This is a genomic window from Kitasatospora sp. NPDC056138 (assembly GCF_042264695.1).
Taxonomy (GTDB): Bacteria; Actinomycetota; Actinomycetes; order Streptomycetales; family Streptomycetaceae; genus Kitasatospora.
On the sequence record NZ_JBHJVK010000040.1, the window covers coordinates 28,802 to 44,573 of the forward strand.

Genomic DNA, 15,772 nt, shown 5'->3' on the forward strand with positions numbered 1-15,772 from the left:
GCCGACGGGAACAGCGCGGCGACCGGCCGCCCGTCGACCCCGGGTCAGAAACCCACGGTGGGGCTGGTGACCACCCGGGTGCGGCCGTCCGCGCGGGCCGCGAGGCCGGCGGCGAGGCGTACCGAGCGGCTCGGGCCGAGGAGAGCGAGCGCCTCCTCGGGGTCGGCCCAGCGGTAGGCGTCGAGCTCTCCGGCCGGCAGGGTGATCGGGGTGTCGGCGGGGATGGTGCCGAGGTCGAAGAGGAAGTGGCAGGCCGGGTGGTCGAGTTCGGCCGACGGGTGGGTCCAGCCGACGGCGAGCAGTGCGCCCGGGTCCTTGACGATGCCGGTCTCCTCCAGGAGTTCGCGCTTCGCGCACTCCTCGGGGTTCTCCCCCGGGTCCACCGTGCCGCCGACGAACTGCCAGTGCTCCCGGTAGCCGGCCTTGACGATCAGCACCCGCCCTTCGGGGTCGCTGATCAGGCAGCCGGAGGCGGCGTAGACGCGGTGCAGCGAAGCGAGCCACTCGTCGCGGGTCTGGAGCAGCGGGGTGTCCGACATGTGCTTTCCCTCCGGGGGTGTTGCGGGCCGGGTGTGCGCGCCCACTCTCCCACTCCACCCCTGCGGACGGGGCGGCAGACCGGTCGGCAGGCGCTCGGACCGGCAGACGAAGGCGGCAGGCGCTCGGACCGGCAGCCGGAGGCGGCGGACGGACGGGGTGGCCGCCGTCGCCCGGCGCCACCCCGTCGGGAAGCGGTCAGTGGGCGGAGTGCTTCTCCGCGCCGCGGTGGCGGTGACCCGGGAGTTCGGCGTGGTGGGCCGACCCCGAGAGGGGGGTCGTCGCCGCGGCGGCGCGGCGTCCGCCGTGGCTGAAGGCGGTGTCGCCGAAGTACGGCCCGGCCTTCGTGCTCTTCGGTCCTTCGGTGCCGAGGGTGGGCGGGGTCCCGCCCGGATCGGCTGCCATACCGCGGCGTTCGAGGAGTTCCTGGGTGCCACGGCGGAGTCTGGTCATCTTGCCCGTCGGGTGCTTGGTCATCGTGGACCTCCCTCCGGCGACCGCTCGTCGCGCGGTCTGCGCGGCAACACGGGCGCATGGGACGTTATGACCGGAATTCTAGCCGTTCGGGGTGGTCCGGGCGTGGCATCGTGCCCCGGTACCAACAGCGACACACCTGACTGATCGGCCGGACGCCGAACCGGGCGTGTGGAAACATGCGCGCGTGGCAACGGTGATACGGAACGACAATCAGACCGAGGCGGGGGAGGGCACGGCAGTCCCCGAAGTCCAGCGGGTGCGCTACCCCGGCTCGCTGATCCGCTGCATGTTCGGCCTCACCGCCGCCGGACTCACCCTGCTGATCGCCATGGGCGCCCACGGCACCGCCGACGGCCTGGAGGCCGATGTCGCCGAGGGCGCGGAGCACGTCCCCTGGCCGCCCGGCCAGATCGCGGGAGTGGCCTCCGCCGTCGTCCTGCTGCTCGTCCCGCTCGCCTTCGCCGTCGACCGGCTCGCCCGCCGGGCCGCGCTCCGGGTCGCCGACGGGGTCTTCGCCGCCGTCCTCGCGTACGGGCTCTCGCTCGGTCTCGACGCGGCCTTCGGCAACCTGGCCACGCTCACCCACCAGTCCCCCGACGGCCTCGGCCGGACCGACGCGGTGTACGGGCACCTGGCCCCCGTCCTCGCCTTCATGACCGCCGCCGGCCTCACCGGGCTGCGCCGCTGGCGCACCGCGCTGACCGCCGCCCTCGCCATGGCCGGGCTCTCCGGTCTGATCATCGGCTGGGCCACACCGCTCTCCCTGGTCCTGGCCCTGCTGGTGGGCTGGGCCACCGCCCACGGCACGGTGTACGCGATCGGCACCCCGATCGTCCGGCCGAGCGCCGAGCAGCTGCGGCAGACCCTCGGCCAGGCCGGCGTCCGCCCGCACCTCACCCGCCGCACCGGCCCCTGCCGCTACCTGGTCACCCAGCACGACGGGCGCCCCGACCTGGACGTCCACCTGCTCGACCGCCACGCCCAGGCCACCGGCCTGTTCCACCGCCTCTGGCTGCTGCTGCGGCTGCGCACCGCACCGCGCCCGCGCGGTCTGCGCTCGCTGCGCTCCGGACTGGAGCACGAGGTCCTGCTCGCCTACGCGGCCGCCGCCGCCGGCGCCCGCACCCGCCGGTTGGCCGCCACCGCCGAACTCGACGCCGACCGCGCCGTGGTCGCGTACGAGTACCTGCCGGGACGGACCCTGCCCGAGCTCGACGACGCCGAGCTGACCGACGAACTGCTCACCGACGCCTGGCAGCAGCTGGACCTGCTGCACCGCCGCTGCATCGCCCACCGCGCCCTCGCCCCCGACAACGTCCTGATCGGCCCGGACGGCACCGTCCACCTGGTCGGACTCGCCGACGGCGAGATCGCCGCCGGCGAACTGCTGCTGCGCCTCGACGTCGCCGGGCTGCTGACCGCCCTCGCCCTGCGGGTCGGCGCCGGACGCGCGGTGGCCGCCGGCACCGCGGTGCTCGGCGGGGCCGCGGTCTGCGCCGCGCTGCCGCTGCTCCAGCCGATCGCGCTGCCGCGCGGCACCCGGAGCGCCCTCAAGGACCGGCCCGAACTGCTCGCCGCGATCAGGGAGGAGGCCCTGCGCGGACGCCCGCAGGCGCCAGCCGAACCGGTCCGGCTGGAGCGGCTGCGCCCGCGCACCCTGCTGACCGTGTTCGCCGGGGTGTTCGCCGGGTACCTGCTGCTGCAGTTCCTGTTCAGCTCGCAGACCAACCCGATCTCGGCCATCGCCGAGGCCGACCCCGGCTGGCTGGCCCTGGCCGCACTGGCCGCCGTCGCCAGCCACTTCGCGGCCACCCTCGGCTTCATCGGCTTCGTCCCCGAACGGGTGGGCTTCCGGCGTTCACTGGCCGCCCAGGTGGCGGGCTCCTTCGTGAAGCTGGTCTCCCCCGGCGGCGTCGGCGGGGTCGCGCTGAACACCCGCTTCCTGCAGTGCAGCGGCATCCCGACCGCACAGGCACTGTCCAGCGTGGGCGCTTCCCAGCTGATCGGGCTGGTGCTCCACCTGCTCCAGCTCGCGGCCTTCACTGCGCTGCTCGGACACGGCGCGGGCTCCGAACTGCCGGACGCACCGGTGTTCGTCGCCGTGCTCGCGGTCGCGGCGGTCCTGGTGGTCCTGGCGCTCGCCGTGCCCTGGGTGCGCGGCCGGCTGGCCGGCCTGCTGCGCCCGCTCCGGGCCGAGGTCCTGCCCCGGCTGCTCGACCTGCTCCAGCGGCCGGGCCGGCTGGCCGCCGGACTGGCCGGGCAGCTGCTGGTGTCGATGGCCTTCGTCGCCTGCCTGTACTGCTGCACCCGGGCGGTCGGGCAGCAGCCGTCCTTCGCCGCCGTCGCGGTCACCTTCCTGGCCGGCAACGCCGCCGGGTCCGCCGCCCCGACGCCGGGCGGTTCCGGTGTCGTCGAGGGTCTCCTCACCGAGGCCCTCGCCTCCACCGCGTCCATCGACCGGGGTACCGCCTTCGCCGCGGTGATCCTCTTCCGGTTGCTGACCTTCGTGCTCCCGATCCTGCCCGGCTGGGCCGGCTTCGCCTGGCTCCAGCGACGCGGCGCTCTCTGAGGCCGCGCCGGCGACCCGGGCACCCCGGCGACCGGCCCGGGGACACGCGGAACCGCACGGGCCGCCCATCAGGTGGTGCACCGGGTTCGCCGCGTCCCGGGAACCGGCCAGCCCGCCCCCGGGAGCCCGCTCGGCCGCCGCCCCCGAGCAGTGGCCTCAGCGGTACTCGTCCTCGTCCAGCTCGACCACCCGGGCCTGCTCGACGGCGTCCGCGTCGTTGGCGTCGTCCGAGCCGAGCGAGCGGCGCTCGCGGAGCTGCTCGTAGTCGTCGCCCGGTCGGCCGCCGGCATCCCGCTCCTCGTCCTCGGCCTCCAGGACGAGCGGTGATTCGTCGGCGAAGTCGTCGAAGTCCTCGGGGAACTCGGGGTTCTCGGGGTTCTGGCGCATGGCGTCCGTCCCTGCTGCTGGAAGCCCCACCTGGGCCCAGGTCGGTACTGGAAGTATCCGACGGCGACGGCCGGGCCGCGCGCCCTCGCGGCGGCGTCGGCGTGTTGCCCGGGGCCCGCACGGCACGCCGGGCGGCCGGTGCGGGTCAGCCGATCGGTCGACCCCGCGGTCGGCCGTCGCGCGGACCCGGCAGGGCGTGGCCCGCCGCGAGGATCGAGATACGGCGGGAGCAGCAGGGCTCCCGGTCCGGTCCCGCCCAGGAGGAGCAGCAACCATGAAGAGGACGACCGTTCGCACCCGAGTGCTCACCGCCGCCGTCGCCGTCGCGGCCGTCGGCGCGGGGGGCTTCGGCGCGATGTCGGCGACGGCCGCTCCGCAGAGCGACGCTCCCGGCGGGGCTGTGGCGCAGGCCGCCGACCTGAAGAAGTCGGACACCGTGACCAGCACCCACCTGGACATCGACGCCGCCACCCGGGCCGCGCAGGCCGCGCTGCACGCCGCCGAGAAGGACAACCAGCACGTCTCGGTCGCCGTGGTGGACCGCAACGGCACCACCGTGGTGACCCTGCGCGGCGACGGCGCGGGGCCGCAGTCGTACGAGTCGGCGGCGCGCAAGGCGTTCACGGCGGTGTCCTGGAACGCGCCGACCTCCGAGCTGGTCAAGCGGCTCGCCCAGGCGCCCGGCCTGAAGGACATCCCCGGCACGCTCTTCCTGGCCGGCGGCGCCCCCGTCGCCGACAAGGGCGCCCCGATCGCGGGCATCGGCGTCGCGGGGGCGCCGAGCGGTGACCTGGACGAGAAGTACGCCCAGGCCGGCGTGGTCTCCCTCGGCCACTGACGGTCAGGGCGGCCCGGCCTCGCGGTCTCCCGCTGCCGGGCCGGGCCGGGCGGCCCTGAAGGGCGGGGCCCGGCCCGGGAGTCACCCGCGCCGCTCCCCCGGCGAGCGCGGACGGGCCTCACCGATCCGCGCGCTCCTCGGGCGCCACCGCTGCGGCGGCCGCGCGAGCGGCGAGGACGCGGAGCCGGTCGCGGAGCTCGGCGGGCTCGTGGACCTCGAACTCGCAGCCCAGCATGGCCAGTCGGATGGCCAGCCACTCCAGCGACTCGGCACAGGTGCGCAGCCGGCAGGTGTGGTCGTCGACCGGCTCGAGCCGGTCGGACGGGCCGGTCAGCCACCGCGAGACCCGGTCGGCCGGGGTGTGCAGGGTGACGACGGCGACGTGGGTGGTGGTGAGGCCGGAGAGCTTCTGGGCCACGTAGGCGGCGGCGTCCTCGGCGGGCAGTTCGCGGACCGGCACCCGGGCGCCGGTGGGCTGGGGTTCGCGCAGCCGGTCGACGCGGAAGATCCGCCAGTCGTCGCGTTCGTTGTCGTACGCGACCAGGTACCAGCGCCGTCCGGCGGCGACCAGGCGGTGCGGTTCGACCAGGCGCCTGGTCTCGGTGCCGCCGCCCTGGGGCTGACCCCAGCCGGCCCGGTAGGTGAAGCGGACCCGTTCGCGGGCGGCGACCGCCGCGGCCAGCACGGTGAGCGTCTCGGGGTCGACCCGGGGGCCGCCCGCGTCCAGTCGTACGGTGGCGGCTCCGAGGGAGCCCACCCGGTGTCTGAGCCGGGCCGGGAGCACCTGGACCAGCTTGGCGAGGGCCCGTACGGAGGCCTCCTCGATGCCTTCGACGGCCTCCCCGGCCGCGGCGCGCAATCCGACCGCGATGGCCACCGCCTCCTCGTCGTCGAGCAGCAGGGGCGGCATCGCGGTCCCGGCGACCAGGCGGTAACCGCCGATCGGGCCCCGGGTGGCCTGGACCGGGTAGCCGAGGTCGCGCAGCCGCTCGATGTCGCGGCGGATGGTCCTCGGGGTGACCTGGAGCCGGTCGGCCAGTTCGCTGCCCGGCCACTCGCGTGGGGTCTGCAGCAAGGAGAGCAGAGTCAGCAAGCGTGCGGGGGTGTCCGTCATGCCGGCCAGCATGACGGACGTAGAGGACGGATTCCGACCTGTACGGGTTCTACGGTCGAAGACGTCCGGGACGCCGGCCGGGATCACCCGGCGGCCGCTCCCGCCACCCTCGACGTCAACACCGCCTGCTCCGGCTTCCCGCACGCCCTGGCGGTGGCGAACCTCGCCGTCGGGGGCGGCTCCGCGACCGAGGCCCTGGGCATCGGGGTGGAGAAGCTCACCGACTTCACCGACTGGTCCGACCGCTCCACCTGCGTCCCGGTCGGCGACGGTGCGGGGGCCGCGGTCGTGGTGGCCTCCCCGACCGCGGAGATCAGCCCGGTGGTCTGGGGTTCGGTCCCCGAGATGGGGCGGGCCGTTCTGATCGAGGGCCGTACGGGCACCTTCAGCCAGGAGGGCCACCGCTGGGCGACCACCACCCTGCCCACCGTCGCCCGGCAGGTCCGCGAGCGCGCGGGCGTCACCCCGGAGGAGCTCGGCGGGGTCGTCCTGCACCAGGCCAACCTGCGCATCATCGAACCGGTGGCCCGCAGGATCGGCGCGGTCAACGCGGTCGTCGCCCGCGACGTGGTCGACTCCGGCAACACCTCCGCCGCCGGCATCCCGCTGGCCTTCTCCAAGCTCGTCGAACGCGGCGAGCTCGAGAACGGCGTACCGGTCCTGCTCTTCGGCTTCGGCGGCGGCCTCTCGTACGCCGGCCAGGTCGCCCGCTGCCCGTAGCCGGACCGCCACCGGTCTGACGGATCGCCAGAAGTGCACGTCCGCCGCACCGGTGGGCGTTTCCTGCCGGGATCCGAGGGGGCGGGCCCGCGCCCGGCCGCTGATATTGCTGCGGTTTCGTGCGGTTGGCCGTCTTCGTTCCCACGTCCCTTTGCTGTCAGGCACGTTGGTGAGGAGTCCCCGCTGTCGCGATCGGTAGGGACGTTCGCACAGGCTGTTGTCGTCGTGCCGGTGACCACCGGTCGCATTCCGACAGTCCCGGAGCCCGTGATGATCGACGCCGCCGTTCCCGAACCCATGCAGGTCGCGCTGACCACCCGCGAGCGCCAGGTCCTCGCCCTGCTGGTGAGCGGTGAGACGTACTGGAACATCGGCCGCCAGCTGGGGATCAGCCCGCACACCGTCGACACCTACATGCGGCGGCTGCGCGGCAAAACAGGGGCGGCCAACCGCACCCAGCTCGTGGTGATGGCCCTACAGGGGGGCTATGTGTCGTGACCCCGACAGCCGCGAATATCACACTTCAGCGGCAAAGTCGCTTTTGTTCCCCCTTCACTTTATGGTCACGCAACTTGGTGAAGGGCCGTTTCCCGGCAAACGGCGCCGCACTGGGACAGGGTTGGCCTTGCACACCACAGCGACCGAGTGGCCCGCCATCACGCCACTGCTCTTCACCAAGGGGATCCATGCTGAAGCGTCTCGTCCTCTCCGTCTCCGTCGCACTGGCCGCACTGGCCGTCCAGCCGGTCGCCACGGCCTCGGCGGCGGGCGGCACCAGCCACATCGAGTGCAAGCCGGGCCACGGCGGCAGCGCGATGAGCCTCACCGTCGACAGGCTGCCCACGGTCGAGGCCGACTCCTCCGACGGGCGGCACGTGAGCCCGTGCGGCGACACCTCCTGGGGCGGCTGACCTGCTGACCCGGGAGTCCGGCCCCTGACCCCCGGCATCCCCCGCACCGCGGCCGCCGGGGAGCAGGGGCCGGACCCCGGCGGCGCCCGACGATCAGGGGGACGTCTGCCCCACGGCGACGCCGCCCGGTCCCAGCAGTCCGCGGGCGGAGGCCTGGGCGCCGGCCTGGAAACGGCTCGCGGCCCCCAACTCCTCCATGATGTCGGCTATGTGACGACGCGCCGTGCGCAGCGACATACCGAGGCGACGGGCGATGGCCTCGTCCTTGAGCCCGGCCGCGAGCAGCCTGACGATCGTCTCGTGGATCTCCCGGGAGACCTCTTCGAGCCCCTGGCTGACCGCGTCGACGAACGGAGTGGCCCGGTCCCAGGTCTGCTCGAAGATCTCGCACAGATAGGCCACCGTGGACGGTTCACGGATCACGACAGCCCCCCAGCTGTCGTCCTTCACCGGGATGAAGGCGAGCTCGCGGTCGAAGACGATGAGCCGGCCGAACAGCTCGTGCGCGGTGCGGTACTGGCCGCCCAGGGCGGACGCGGCGGCGACGTAGGCCTGGCTCGGACCGTTGAAGCGAGCCGTGTGGTGGTAGAGCGTACGGAGCTGGATCCCGCGCTCCAGCATCGCCTGGTCGCGCACCAGCGCGTCCTGCATCGCCTCCGGGACACGGGCTCCGCCGCCCGGCTGGCTGGTGAGCACCTCCTTGCGGCAGCGGTCGGACGCCTGGTTGAGGGTGTTGCGCACGTCCTGCACGTTCTCCAGCAACTCGAGCGCCCCGCGGGGCGCCTTGTGGCGGTGGTAGTGCGGGGCGAAACGGTCGAGCTCCTGCCGTATCTCCGCGAGTACCCCCTGCTGTTCGCGGATCCGGGCCTCCACCGGGGCGGCCAGCTGCGCCGCCGCGGTCTCCGGCGCCACCGCGAAGAGCTCGTGGGGGGCGTCCGGGGCCGCGTGCAGCAGCCTGGCCCGCAGCAGCCGCTCGACACTGCGCTCGGCCTCGTCCCGGCTGATCCCGGCGGCGGCAGCGAGGGCGGCCCGGTCGGACACGCGGTGCCTGAGCACCCAGCCGTACACGGCCGTGTCGGTGTCCTCCAGCAGACGCGCCGCGTCGAACGCCCCGACGTGCTGTGCTTCCACTACTCCCCCTCATAGTGCTGCTGCCTGGTCTCTTGTTGAGGGCGCCAACAGCGTATCGGTCGTGACGCACAGCGGTAGATCATGCACAGTTCGGACAGTCGGAGCACGGCGCACCCACGTCGGCCGCCCCGCAGAGGAGCCCGCCTCGCCGCGCCGGCCGGGCCAGCAGGTGCGCCCAGATCAGCAGGACACCGCTTCGAGGGGACGGGCCGCGCCGGGTACCGCCCGCTGAGGCCCACCGCCACCGGGGCCGACACCTCCACCCCTCCACCCCGCCGGACCACCCCCGACGGCAGACGGGCCGCCGCAGCGACGAGTCGGGGGGAGGCAAGCCGCCACGGGAGACGCGGCACCGAAAGTCGGCAGGAACGGAAGAAGCCCAGGCCGACAAGGAATCGACCTGGGCTTCACGCTGAGCCGCCTGCGGGATTCGAACCCGCGACCTACGCATTACGAGTGCGTTGCTCTGGCCAACTGAGCTAAGGCGGCACCGCCGTCCGGCGGGACCTGACCTGGAAGGTTGATCGTCGCACTGACAACGGGCGCAAGTCTACACACATTCGGGGCGTGGTCCGTACCCGCTCCCGCCTGCGGGGTCAGGCGGAGGAGACGGCGAGCTTGGCGGCGAAGCCCGCGAAGAGGACGGCGACGGCGCTGGTGAGGCCCGCCGAGAGTCGCTTGCGGCGGCGGAAGGCGTTGGCCAGCGTGGTGCCCGCGAAGATCAGCAGGGAGAGGTAGAGCACGCTGAACGTCTGCAGGATGCCGCCGAGCAGGGCGAAGGAGAACACCGGCTCCCCGTACGAGGGGTCGACGAACTGGGTGAAGTACGAGAGCAGGAAGAGGATGGCCTTCGGGTTGAGCAGGCTGACCACCAGGGCCCGTCGGAACGGGCGCTCCGCGTCGGGCTCGACGGCCTCGACGGCCCCGTCGGCCGCTCCCGCCGCACCGGACCCCGCCTCACCGGACCGCGCCGCAGCGATCCGGTGTTCGCGCCAGAGCTGGCGGGCCGCCCGGAGCATCCCGATGCCGATCCAGAGCAGGTACGCCGCGCCGCCCAGCTTGACCACCAGGAAGACCGCGGGGTTGGCCCGCAGCAGCGAGGCGGCACCGAGCGAGGTGAGCGATATCAGGGTGCAGTCGCCGACGAAGACTCCGGCGGCGGCACGGTAGCCGGTGCGGATGCCCTTGCGGGCGGCGACGGACAGGACGTACAGCGAGTTCGGTCCCGGCAGCAGGACGATGACCAGGGCGCCGAGGACGTAGGTCGCCAGGTCGTTGACTCCGAGCACGGTTCGCTCCCAGCGGATACGGGGGATGGCGGGGGACGCGCCATCGTATCCGTCAGTAGCATCGGCCGGAAACGGAAATTACTTGGCGCAGCGCGTCCCCGTACTCGGGGCGTTCCCCCCCAGCAGGTAGCTGTTGACGGCGTTGTCGATGCAGGCGTTGCGCCGCCCGTACGCGGTGTGGCCGTCGGCGTCGTAGGTCAGCAGCCGGCCGGACTCCAGCTGGGTGGCCAGCGCCTGCGCCCAGACGTACGGGGTGGCGGGGTCGCGGGTGGTGCCGACGACCACGATCGGGGGTGCGCCGGCGGCGCGGATGGTGTGCGGCGCGCCGGTGGCCTTGTGCGGCCAGTAGGCGCAGGAGAGGGCCATCCAGGCCATGTCGCGGCCGAAGTGCGGGGAGACCTTCTCGAAGGAGGGCAGCGCCTTCTCGACCCCCTGCGGGTCGTTGAAGGGCGCGGGCAGGTCGAGGCAGTTGACCGCGGTGTTGGCGAACATCAGATTGGCGTAGCTGCCGTCCGGCGAGCGCTGGTAGTAGCTGTCGGAGAGCTTGAGCAGCGGAGTGCCGTCACCCGCCTTGGCCGCGGTGAGCGCCGTGCGCAGAGCGGGCCAGAGGAAGTCGGCGTACATCGTCTGGATGACTCCGGAGACCGCCAGGGACGCGGTGAGCTTGCGGCCGGACTCGGTGGACAGCGGCTGGGCGTCGATCCGCTTCAGCAGGGCGTCGAGTTCCTCCCCGGCCTGCTGCTCGGTCCGGCCCACGGGGCAGTCGTCGTGGGTGATGCAGTCCTTGGCGAAGGCGGACCAGGCGATCTCGAAGCCGCCTGCCTGAACCTGGTTGCCGGCCAGCGAGTCGAGGGACGGGTCGATCGCCCCGTCCAGCACCATCCGGCCGACCCGGCTGGGGTAGAGCCCGGCGTAGGTGGCGCCGAGGAAGGTGCCGTACGACTTGCCGAGGAAGTGCAGCTTGTCGTCTCCGAGCAGGGCGCGCAGCACGTCCATGTCCCTGGCCGACTCCACGGTGCTGACGTGCCCGAGGAAGCTGCCGGACTGCTTCTGGCAGGCGGCGGCGAAGCCCTTGTCCGCGGTGACCAGCGCGCTGATCTGGCTCTGGTCGTCGGGGGTCATGTCGATCGCGGTGTACGCGTCCATCTGCGGGCCGTCCAGGCACTTCACCGGGGAGCTGCGGCCGACACCGCGCGGGTCCAGCCCGACCAGGTTGTACGCGGCGCGCAGACCGGGGTCGAAGCTGTTGGCCGAGCCCTCCAGGTACTCGATCGCCGAACCGCCGGGCCCCCCCGGGTTGAGCAGCAGCGAACCCTGCGGCGCCACCCCGCCGCCGGCCGGCTTGCGGGCGGCGCTCAGGGTCATGTCACCGCCGCCCGGGTCGGCGTAGTCGAGCGGCACCTTGAAGGTGGTGCACTCGAACTCCTCGTCGCAGGGCTGCCAGGTGAGCTTCTGCGCGTAGTACGGGGCCAGGTCGGGCGGGATCGCGGCCGGAAGCGGCTCCAGCGGCTTGGCGTCCCGGCCCTGCGCGGCACCGCCCTCGGAGCCCGACACCGAACCGGCGCTGGAGTCCGACGGCCCGCCGCCCGAACTGCAGCCGGCCAGCAGCAGCGCGGCGGCGGCCACCGTAGCGGGCAGGACACGGGTCGACCGGACAGCTCGCATGGAGGCTCTCTCTCCCATCGGGCACCGACCGCGAGGTCGCTCGGCTCGCCGGGTTCGGTGATCACCGCCCGGCTCAGCAGAGCGTAACCGGCCGTACCCGCTGCGCCCGGTCACTCCGGGGGCCGCCGGGCGGGGAACAGCCCATCCGGCGGCACCGCCGGGCCGCGTGCCGTCACCCCGGCCGGCCATCGCGCCGAGTCGCTACGCGGGCTTGGCTAGGCTCTCCGCCAGGTACTGCACCGCGACCCGGACCAGCCGCAGCCGCACCCGCTCCGGCGTGTAGTCCTGGACGATGTCGGAGATCCTGACGTCGGCCTGCGCGGCGCGGCCCTTGCCGCTCTGCAGGGCGCCTTGGAGCTTGCGGGCGGAGTCCAGTCCGGCGGTGTCGCTCTTGGCGGCGGCGAGCAGCAGTCTGGCGGCGGACGTGCCGGGCGCGTCGGCGCCGGTCTGGGCGAGGGCCGCCGGGTCGTAGCGGCCGGAGACGGCGGCAGCCGCGCCGTACAGGTCTGGGCGGGCCAGCCCGGCGGCGACCGCACACGGGGCTCCGGCCTCGATGCCGAGGGTCCCCCAGTCTCCCGGGCCGGGCGGAAGGGTGCGGAACGCGGCACCGACGGCGGTCCGCAGCGCGGTGTCGTCGGCCACGGCCTGCGGAGCGGCGGCCACCAGCTCGCAGGGCCGGGCGGTACCGGTCGGCGACTGCGGTACGACCACCACGAACGGCCGGGACCGGCCCAGCTTCACCGCCGAGGCGACCCCGTCGAAGACGTCCGGGAGTTCGGCGTCGGCGGTGGTCCTGGCACCGCCCGCGTGCAGCACGATCACCGGGAACCGGGCGTTCGGGTCCTCCTTGTACTGCGGCGGCAGCCAGACCCGTACGGTGCGCGGGCGCCCGTCCGGACCGGGCACCGCGCCCTCCAGCAGTTCTCCCCCGGCCGGCTGCCCGACCGCCTTGAACTGGGTGATCACCGGCGGGACCGCACCGGAGGGCGAGGCCGCCGCCTGGGACGGCGCTCCGGACGAGGGGGGCGCCGGAGGCGGCGCCGGGCTCCGTTCGGCGGTGGCCGCCGCCGGGGCGGCCTGCTGCACGGACCGCCCGGCCCGACCGTCCAGGGAGACGGTCACGGCCAGTGCCGTCACGCACATCCCGCAGACCATCGCACCGCCGACCCGCAGCAGCAGCGGGCGCTGCTCGGCCGCCAGCTCGTACGTCTGCGCCACCCGGAGGTCGCGCCAGCGGAGGAAGGCGGACCTGAGCAGCCAGGTCCCGGCTACCGCCGCCACCAGCAGGGGAACGACGAGGAGCGGACGGGTCATGGGACGCACCACCTCGGGAGGACCGGCACCGCCCGGGTCCGGCCTTCAGCGGCGCGGACCACCACGGCGGACTCGGTCCACAGGGTGCAAGACGCGCGGGTGTGCAGCGCGCGGGGCTCCCTGACCCGCCCCCACGTTCACTCGAACGAGCGAGCCGCGGATACCTCCGGCACGCGACCGGCCGATCACACGGCCGGACCGTCCGGTCCCGGGGGACGCCCGCGGATCGGAGGACTCCGCAGGCCGCGGGAGGGCCGGCGTCCGCCCTCGGGGGGTGCGGGTGCCGGACCGCCGACGCCTCAGCCGGCCCGCAGGGCCACCGTCATCGCCTCGACCGCGAGCAGCGGGTCCACGTTGCGGTCCAGCGCCTGCCGACAGGCGAGCACCGCCTCGATCCGGCGCAGCGTGTTCTCCGGCGCCCCGGCCGCCGCGACCTTGGCGAGCGCCGGCCGCTGGTCCTCGTTGGCGAGGGCGCCCGTCGAGCCGAGCTGGACGGCGAGCACGTCCCGGTAGAACCCGAGCAGGTCGAGCAGCGCGACCCCCAGGGTCTCGCGCCTGGTCCGGGTGGCCCGGCTCTTCTGCCGCTTCTCCAGCTCCTTCACCGCACCCGCCATGCCGCGCGGCGCCCGACTGCCCTCGGCCGCGCCGTACGCGGCCCTGAGGTCGTCGGTCTCCTTGGCGTCCTGGGTCTCGGCCAGCGCCTCGGCGTCGGCCTTGGCGGTGTCCACCAGCCGCTGGGCGGCGGCCAGGCAGCCGCCGATGTCCGCGACCTCCAGCGGGATGCGCAGCACGTCGAGGCGGCGGGCGCGGGCCTGCTCGTCCACCGCCAGTCGGCGCGAACGCTCCACGTCGCCCTGGCCGGCCAGCGCCGCCAGCCGGGCGGCCCCGGGGTCGACGCCGTCCCGCCGCACCAGCGTGTCGGCGACCGCCTCGGCCGCCGGGGTGCGCAGCACCAGCAGTCGGCAGCGGGAGCGGATGGTGGGCAGCACGTCCTGCACGGACGGCGCGCAGAGCAGCCAGACCGTCCTCGGCGACGGCTCCTCGACACCCTTCAGCAGCGCGTTCGCCGCCGCCTCGGTGAGCCGGTGGGCGGCGTCCACCAGGATCACCGACCAGCGCCCGCCGGTCGGGTAGCTGGAGGCGCGCAGCACGAGGTCACGCATGTCGCCGACGCCGATCGACAGACCGTCGGTCCGTACGAACTTCACATCGGCGTGGCTGCCGGAGAGCACGGTGTGGCAGCCGTCGCAGAACCCGCAGCCGGGCACGCCGCCCAGGTCCAGGTCCGGGCTGGTGCACTGGAGCGCGGCGGCGAAGGCCCGCGCGGCAGTGGTCTGCCCGGCGCCCGGCGGACCGGTGAACAGCCAGGCGTGCGTCATCAGCGAGGCGTTCCCGCCCGGCTCCGGCGCAGCCGAACGCCCCGCGGCCACCGTGGCCCGCGCGGACCGGGCGGCCGCCGTCAACTGCTCGACCACCCGATCCTGGCCGACCAGGTCGTCCCACACACTCACGCCGCGCTCCCGCCGACCACCGGTACTCCTCGTCTCCGGTCGAGCCTAGCGCCGCAGGCCGACAACGGGCTCCGCCGCGGGCTGCTGCTCCGGGAGCGGCCCGGGCCCGGCCGACGCACCGCGTCCGGCCGCGGCCTCGTCCTTCCCCTCCTTCGCCACCTGCTCGTCGACGGCCCTGACCCGGGCGAAGGAGTTCCGCAGGTGCCGCCTCATCCAGCGCGAGAGCGGCCGCTCGACGTAGCGGTTCACCAGCCAGGCCGCCGCGAGCATCAGCACCAGCAGGGCCGTCACGAGCAGCCACGGGTCCACCCGGTACCGGAGCTTCTCGATCAGCTCCCACCCGATGTACTCGTGCAGCAGGTAGAGCGGATAGGTGACGGCTCCGGCGGTGGTGAGCCAGCGCCAGTCGATCCGGTCGAACCAGCCGAGGGCGATCCCGGCCATCAGCAGGTAGCACAGCGCGAGCACGGCCGGCACGGCCAGGTCGGGCAGGTGGTACTCGGTGTTCCGCTGCACGAACTGGAAGGTGGGCTCCACCGCCCGTACCCCGGCCAGGTAGGTGAAGCCGACCAGCAGCCAGAGCAGCAGGTCCGGGCCGAACCGCCGGATCAGGTAGAAAGCGATCCCGCCGACGAAGAACCAGCAGTACTCGGGCATCACCAGCAGCTGCAGCAGGCCCTCGTTCGGCAGGCCGTACGCCAGCACCCCGGCGGCCAGCCAGACCATGCAGAAGGTCAGCACCCGGCGGTAGGTCAGTCCGCGCCAGACCACCAGCGCGAAGATCAGGTAGAACCTGGCCTCCGCCCACAGGCTCCAGTACACGGCGTCCACGTACGGGGCGCCGAACGGGTGCTCGAACATGGTCAGGTTGGTGAGCACGTCCTGCCAGCCGCGTGGCGCCGTACCGCCCTGGACGAGCGCCAGCACCAGCGTGGTCACCAGCACGGCCAGCCAGTAGGCCGGGAAGAGCCGGATCACCCTGGACGTGAAGAAGTCGGAGAGCGAGCGCCCCCAGCCGCTCAGACAGATCACGAACCCGCTGATCAGGAAGAACAGCTGCACCCCCAGCCACCCGTACGAGGCGGGCAGGTGCAGCACCGGGAAGACCTCGGCGCGCGGGCGGCCCCAGTCCGAGCCGAAGGCCAGGTAGTGGTACGCCACCACCATCAGCGCGGCGACGAACCGCAGGCCGTCCAGCGCGGCGAGCCGCCCTGCGCGCACTGGCGTCTTCGGGGCGGGGTCGGTGGCTATCACGTGCGATGACTTCCTAGGCGCCGGACGGAACGGACGGGACGGGCGTAGCAGTCTC

At 73.9% G+C, this 15,772-nt stretch carries 14 protein-coding genes, 1 tRNA gene and 1 pseudogene; 5 read left to right on the forward strand and 11 right to left on the reverse strand.

Annotated elements, in window-relative coordinates; all coding sequences use genetic code 11:
* Window positions 1-44: 44 nt before the first annotated feature.
* The gene (locus tag ACFC1R_RS23240) at window positions 45-539 is read right to left on the reverse strand and encodes an NUDIX domain-containing protein (protein ID WP_375941516.1); all 495 of its coding nucleotides are present in this window, start codon (window positions 537-539) and stop codon (window positions 45-47) included.
* Window positions 540-735: 196 nt separating this feature from the next.
* Complete coding sequence (locus tag ACFC1R_RS23245) at window positions 736-1,014, reverse strand: hypothetical protein (RefSeq protein ID WP_375941518.1); 279 nt, start codon at window positions 1,012-1,014, stop codon at window positions 736-738.
* Between the two features lie 184 nt (window positions 1,015-1,198).
* Between ACFC1R_RS23245 and ACFC1R_RS23250 the strand changes: the two genes are divergently transcribed.
* Window positions 1,199-3,583 (forward strand): lysylphosphatidylglycerol synthase domain-containing protein, encoded by a 2,385-nt coding sequence (locus tag ACFC1R_RS23250; RefSeq protein ID WP_375941520.1) that lies wholly within the window; start codon window positions 1,199-1,201, stop codon window positions 3,581-3,583.
* Window positions 3,584-3,739: 156 nt separating this feature from the next.
* Here ACFC1R_RS23250 and ACFC1R_RS23255 read toward each other — a convergent pair whose 3' ends face one another.
* Entirely contained in the window at window positions 3,740-3,970 is a 231-nt protein-coding gene (locus ACFC1R_RS23255; protein ID WP_375941522.1) for a hypothetical protein, read from the reverse strand.
* Between the two features lie 274 nt (window positions 3,971-4,244).
* On the opposite strand from ACFC1R_RS23255, the gene ACFC1R_RS23260 reads away from it, so the two are divergent.
* Entirely contained in the window at window positions 4,245-4,808 is a 564-nt protein-coding gene (locus ACFC1R_RS23260; protein ID WP_375941524.1) for a heme-binding protein, read from the forward strand.
* A gap of 118 nt (window positions 4,809-4,926) precedes the next feature.
* Here ACFC1R_RS23260 and ACFC1R_RS23265 read toward each other — a convergent pair whose 3' ends face one another.
* The gene (locus ACFC1R_RS23265; protein ID WP_375941525.1) at window positions 4,927-5,922 is read right to left on the reverse strand and encodes a helix-turn-helix transcriptional regulator; all 996 of its coding nucleotides are present in this window, start codon (window positions 5,920-5,922) and stop codon (window positions 4,927-4,929) included.
* 96 nt (window positions 5,923-6,018) lie between these two features.
* On the opposite strand from ACFC1R_RS23265, the pseudogene ACFC1R_RS23270 reads away from it, so the two are divergent.
* The 3 genes and pseudogenes from ACFC1R_RS23270 to ACFC1R_RS23280 all read left to right on the forward strand — a co-directional run.
* Window positions 6,019-6,642, forward strand: a pseudogene (locus tag ACFC1R_RS23270) (3-oxoacyl-[acyl-carrier-protein] synthase III C-terminal domain-containing protein); the annotation flags it as partial.
* A 231-nt stretch (window positions 6,643-6,873) separates the two neighbouring features.
* Entirely contained in the window at window positions 6,874-7,140 is a 267-nt protein-coding gene (locus tag ACFC1R_RS23275) for a response regulator transcription factor (protein ID WP_375941527.1), read from the forward strand.
* 188 nt (window positions 7,141-7,328) lie between these two features.
* Window positions 7,329-7,553, forward strand: coding sequence for a hypothetical protein (locus ACFC1R_RS23280; protein WP_375941529.1), 225 nt, complete (start codon window positions 7,329-7,331; stop codon window positions 7,551-7,553).
* A 93-nt stretch (window positions 7,554-7,646) separates the two neighbouring features.
* Here the strand turns inward: ACFC1R_RS23280 and ACFC1R_RS23285 are convergent, their stop codons facing one another.
* From ACFC1R_RS23285 to ACFC1R_RS23315, 7 genes are all read right to left on the reverse strand, one after another.
* Complete coding sequence (locus tag ACFC1R_RS23285; protein ID WP_375941531.1) at window positions 7,647-8,684, reverse strand: LuxR C-terminal-related transcriptional regulator; 1,038 nt, start codon at window positions 8,682-8,684, stop codon at window positions 7,647-7,649.
* 415 nt (window positions 8,685-9,099) lie between these two features.
* Window positions 9,100-9,173: transfer RNA gene (locus tag ACFC1R_RS23290), tRNA-Thr, on the reverse strand.
* 107 nt (window positions 9,174-9,280) lie between these two features.
* Window positions 9,281-9,973, reverse strand: a complete 693-nt coding sequence (gene leuE, locus ACFC1R_RS23295) for a leucine efflux protein LeuE (RefSeq protein ID WP_375941533.1) — start codon at window positions 9,971-9,973, stop codon at window positions 9,281-9,283.
* A gap of 78 nt (window positions 9,974-10,051) precedes the next feature.
* The gene (locus ACFC1R_RS23300) at window positions 10,052-11,638 is read right to left on the reverse strand and encodes an alpha/beta hydrolase (RefSeq protein ID WP_375941535.1); all 1,587 of its coding nucleotides are present in this window, start codon (window positions 11,636-11,638) and stop codon (window positions 10,052-10,054) included.
* Window positions 11,639-11,839: 201 nt separating this feature from the next.
* Window positions 11,840-12,952, reverse strand: coding sequence for an alpha/beta hydrolase-fold protein (locus ACFC1R_RS23305; RefSeq protein WP_375941537.1), 1,113 nt, complete (start codon window positions 12,950-12,952; stop codon window positions 11,840-11,842).
* Between the two features lie 299 nt (window positions 12,953-13,251).
* Window positions 13,252-14,463, reverse strand: a complete 1,212-nt coding sequence (locus tag ACFC1R_RS23310; RefSeq protein WP_375941538.1) for a DNA polymerase III subunit delta' — start codon at window positions 14,461-14,463, stop codon at window positions 13,252-13,254.
* A gap of 45 nt (window positions 14,464-14,508) precedes the next feature.
* Entirely contained in the window at window positions 14,509-15,717 is a 1,209-nt protein-coding gene (locus tag ACFC1R_RS23315) for an acyltransferase family protein (protein WP_375941540.1), read from the reverse strand.
* Between the last annotated feature and the right edge of the window lie 55 nt (window positions 15,718-15,772).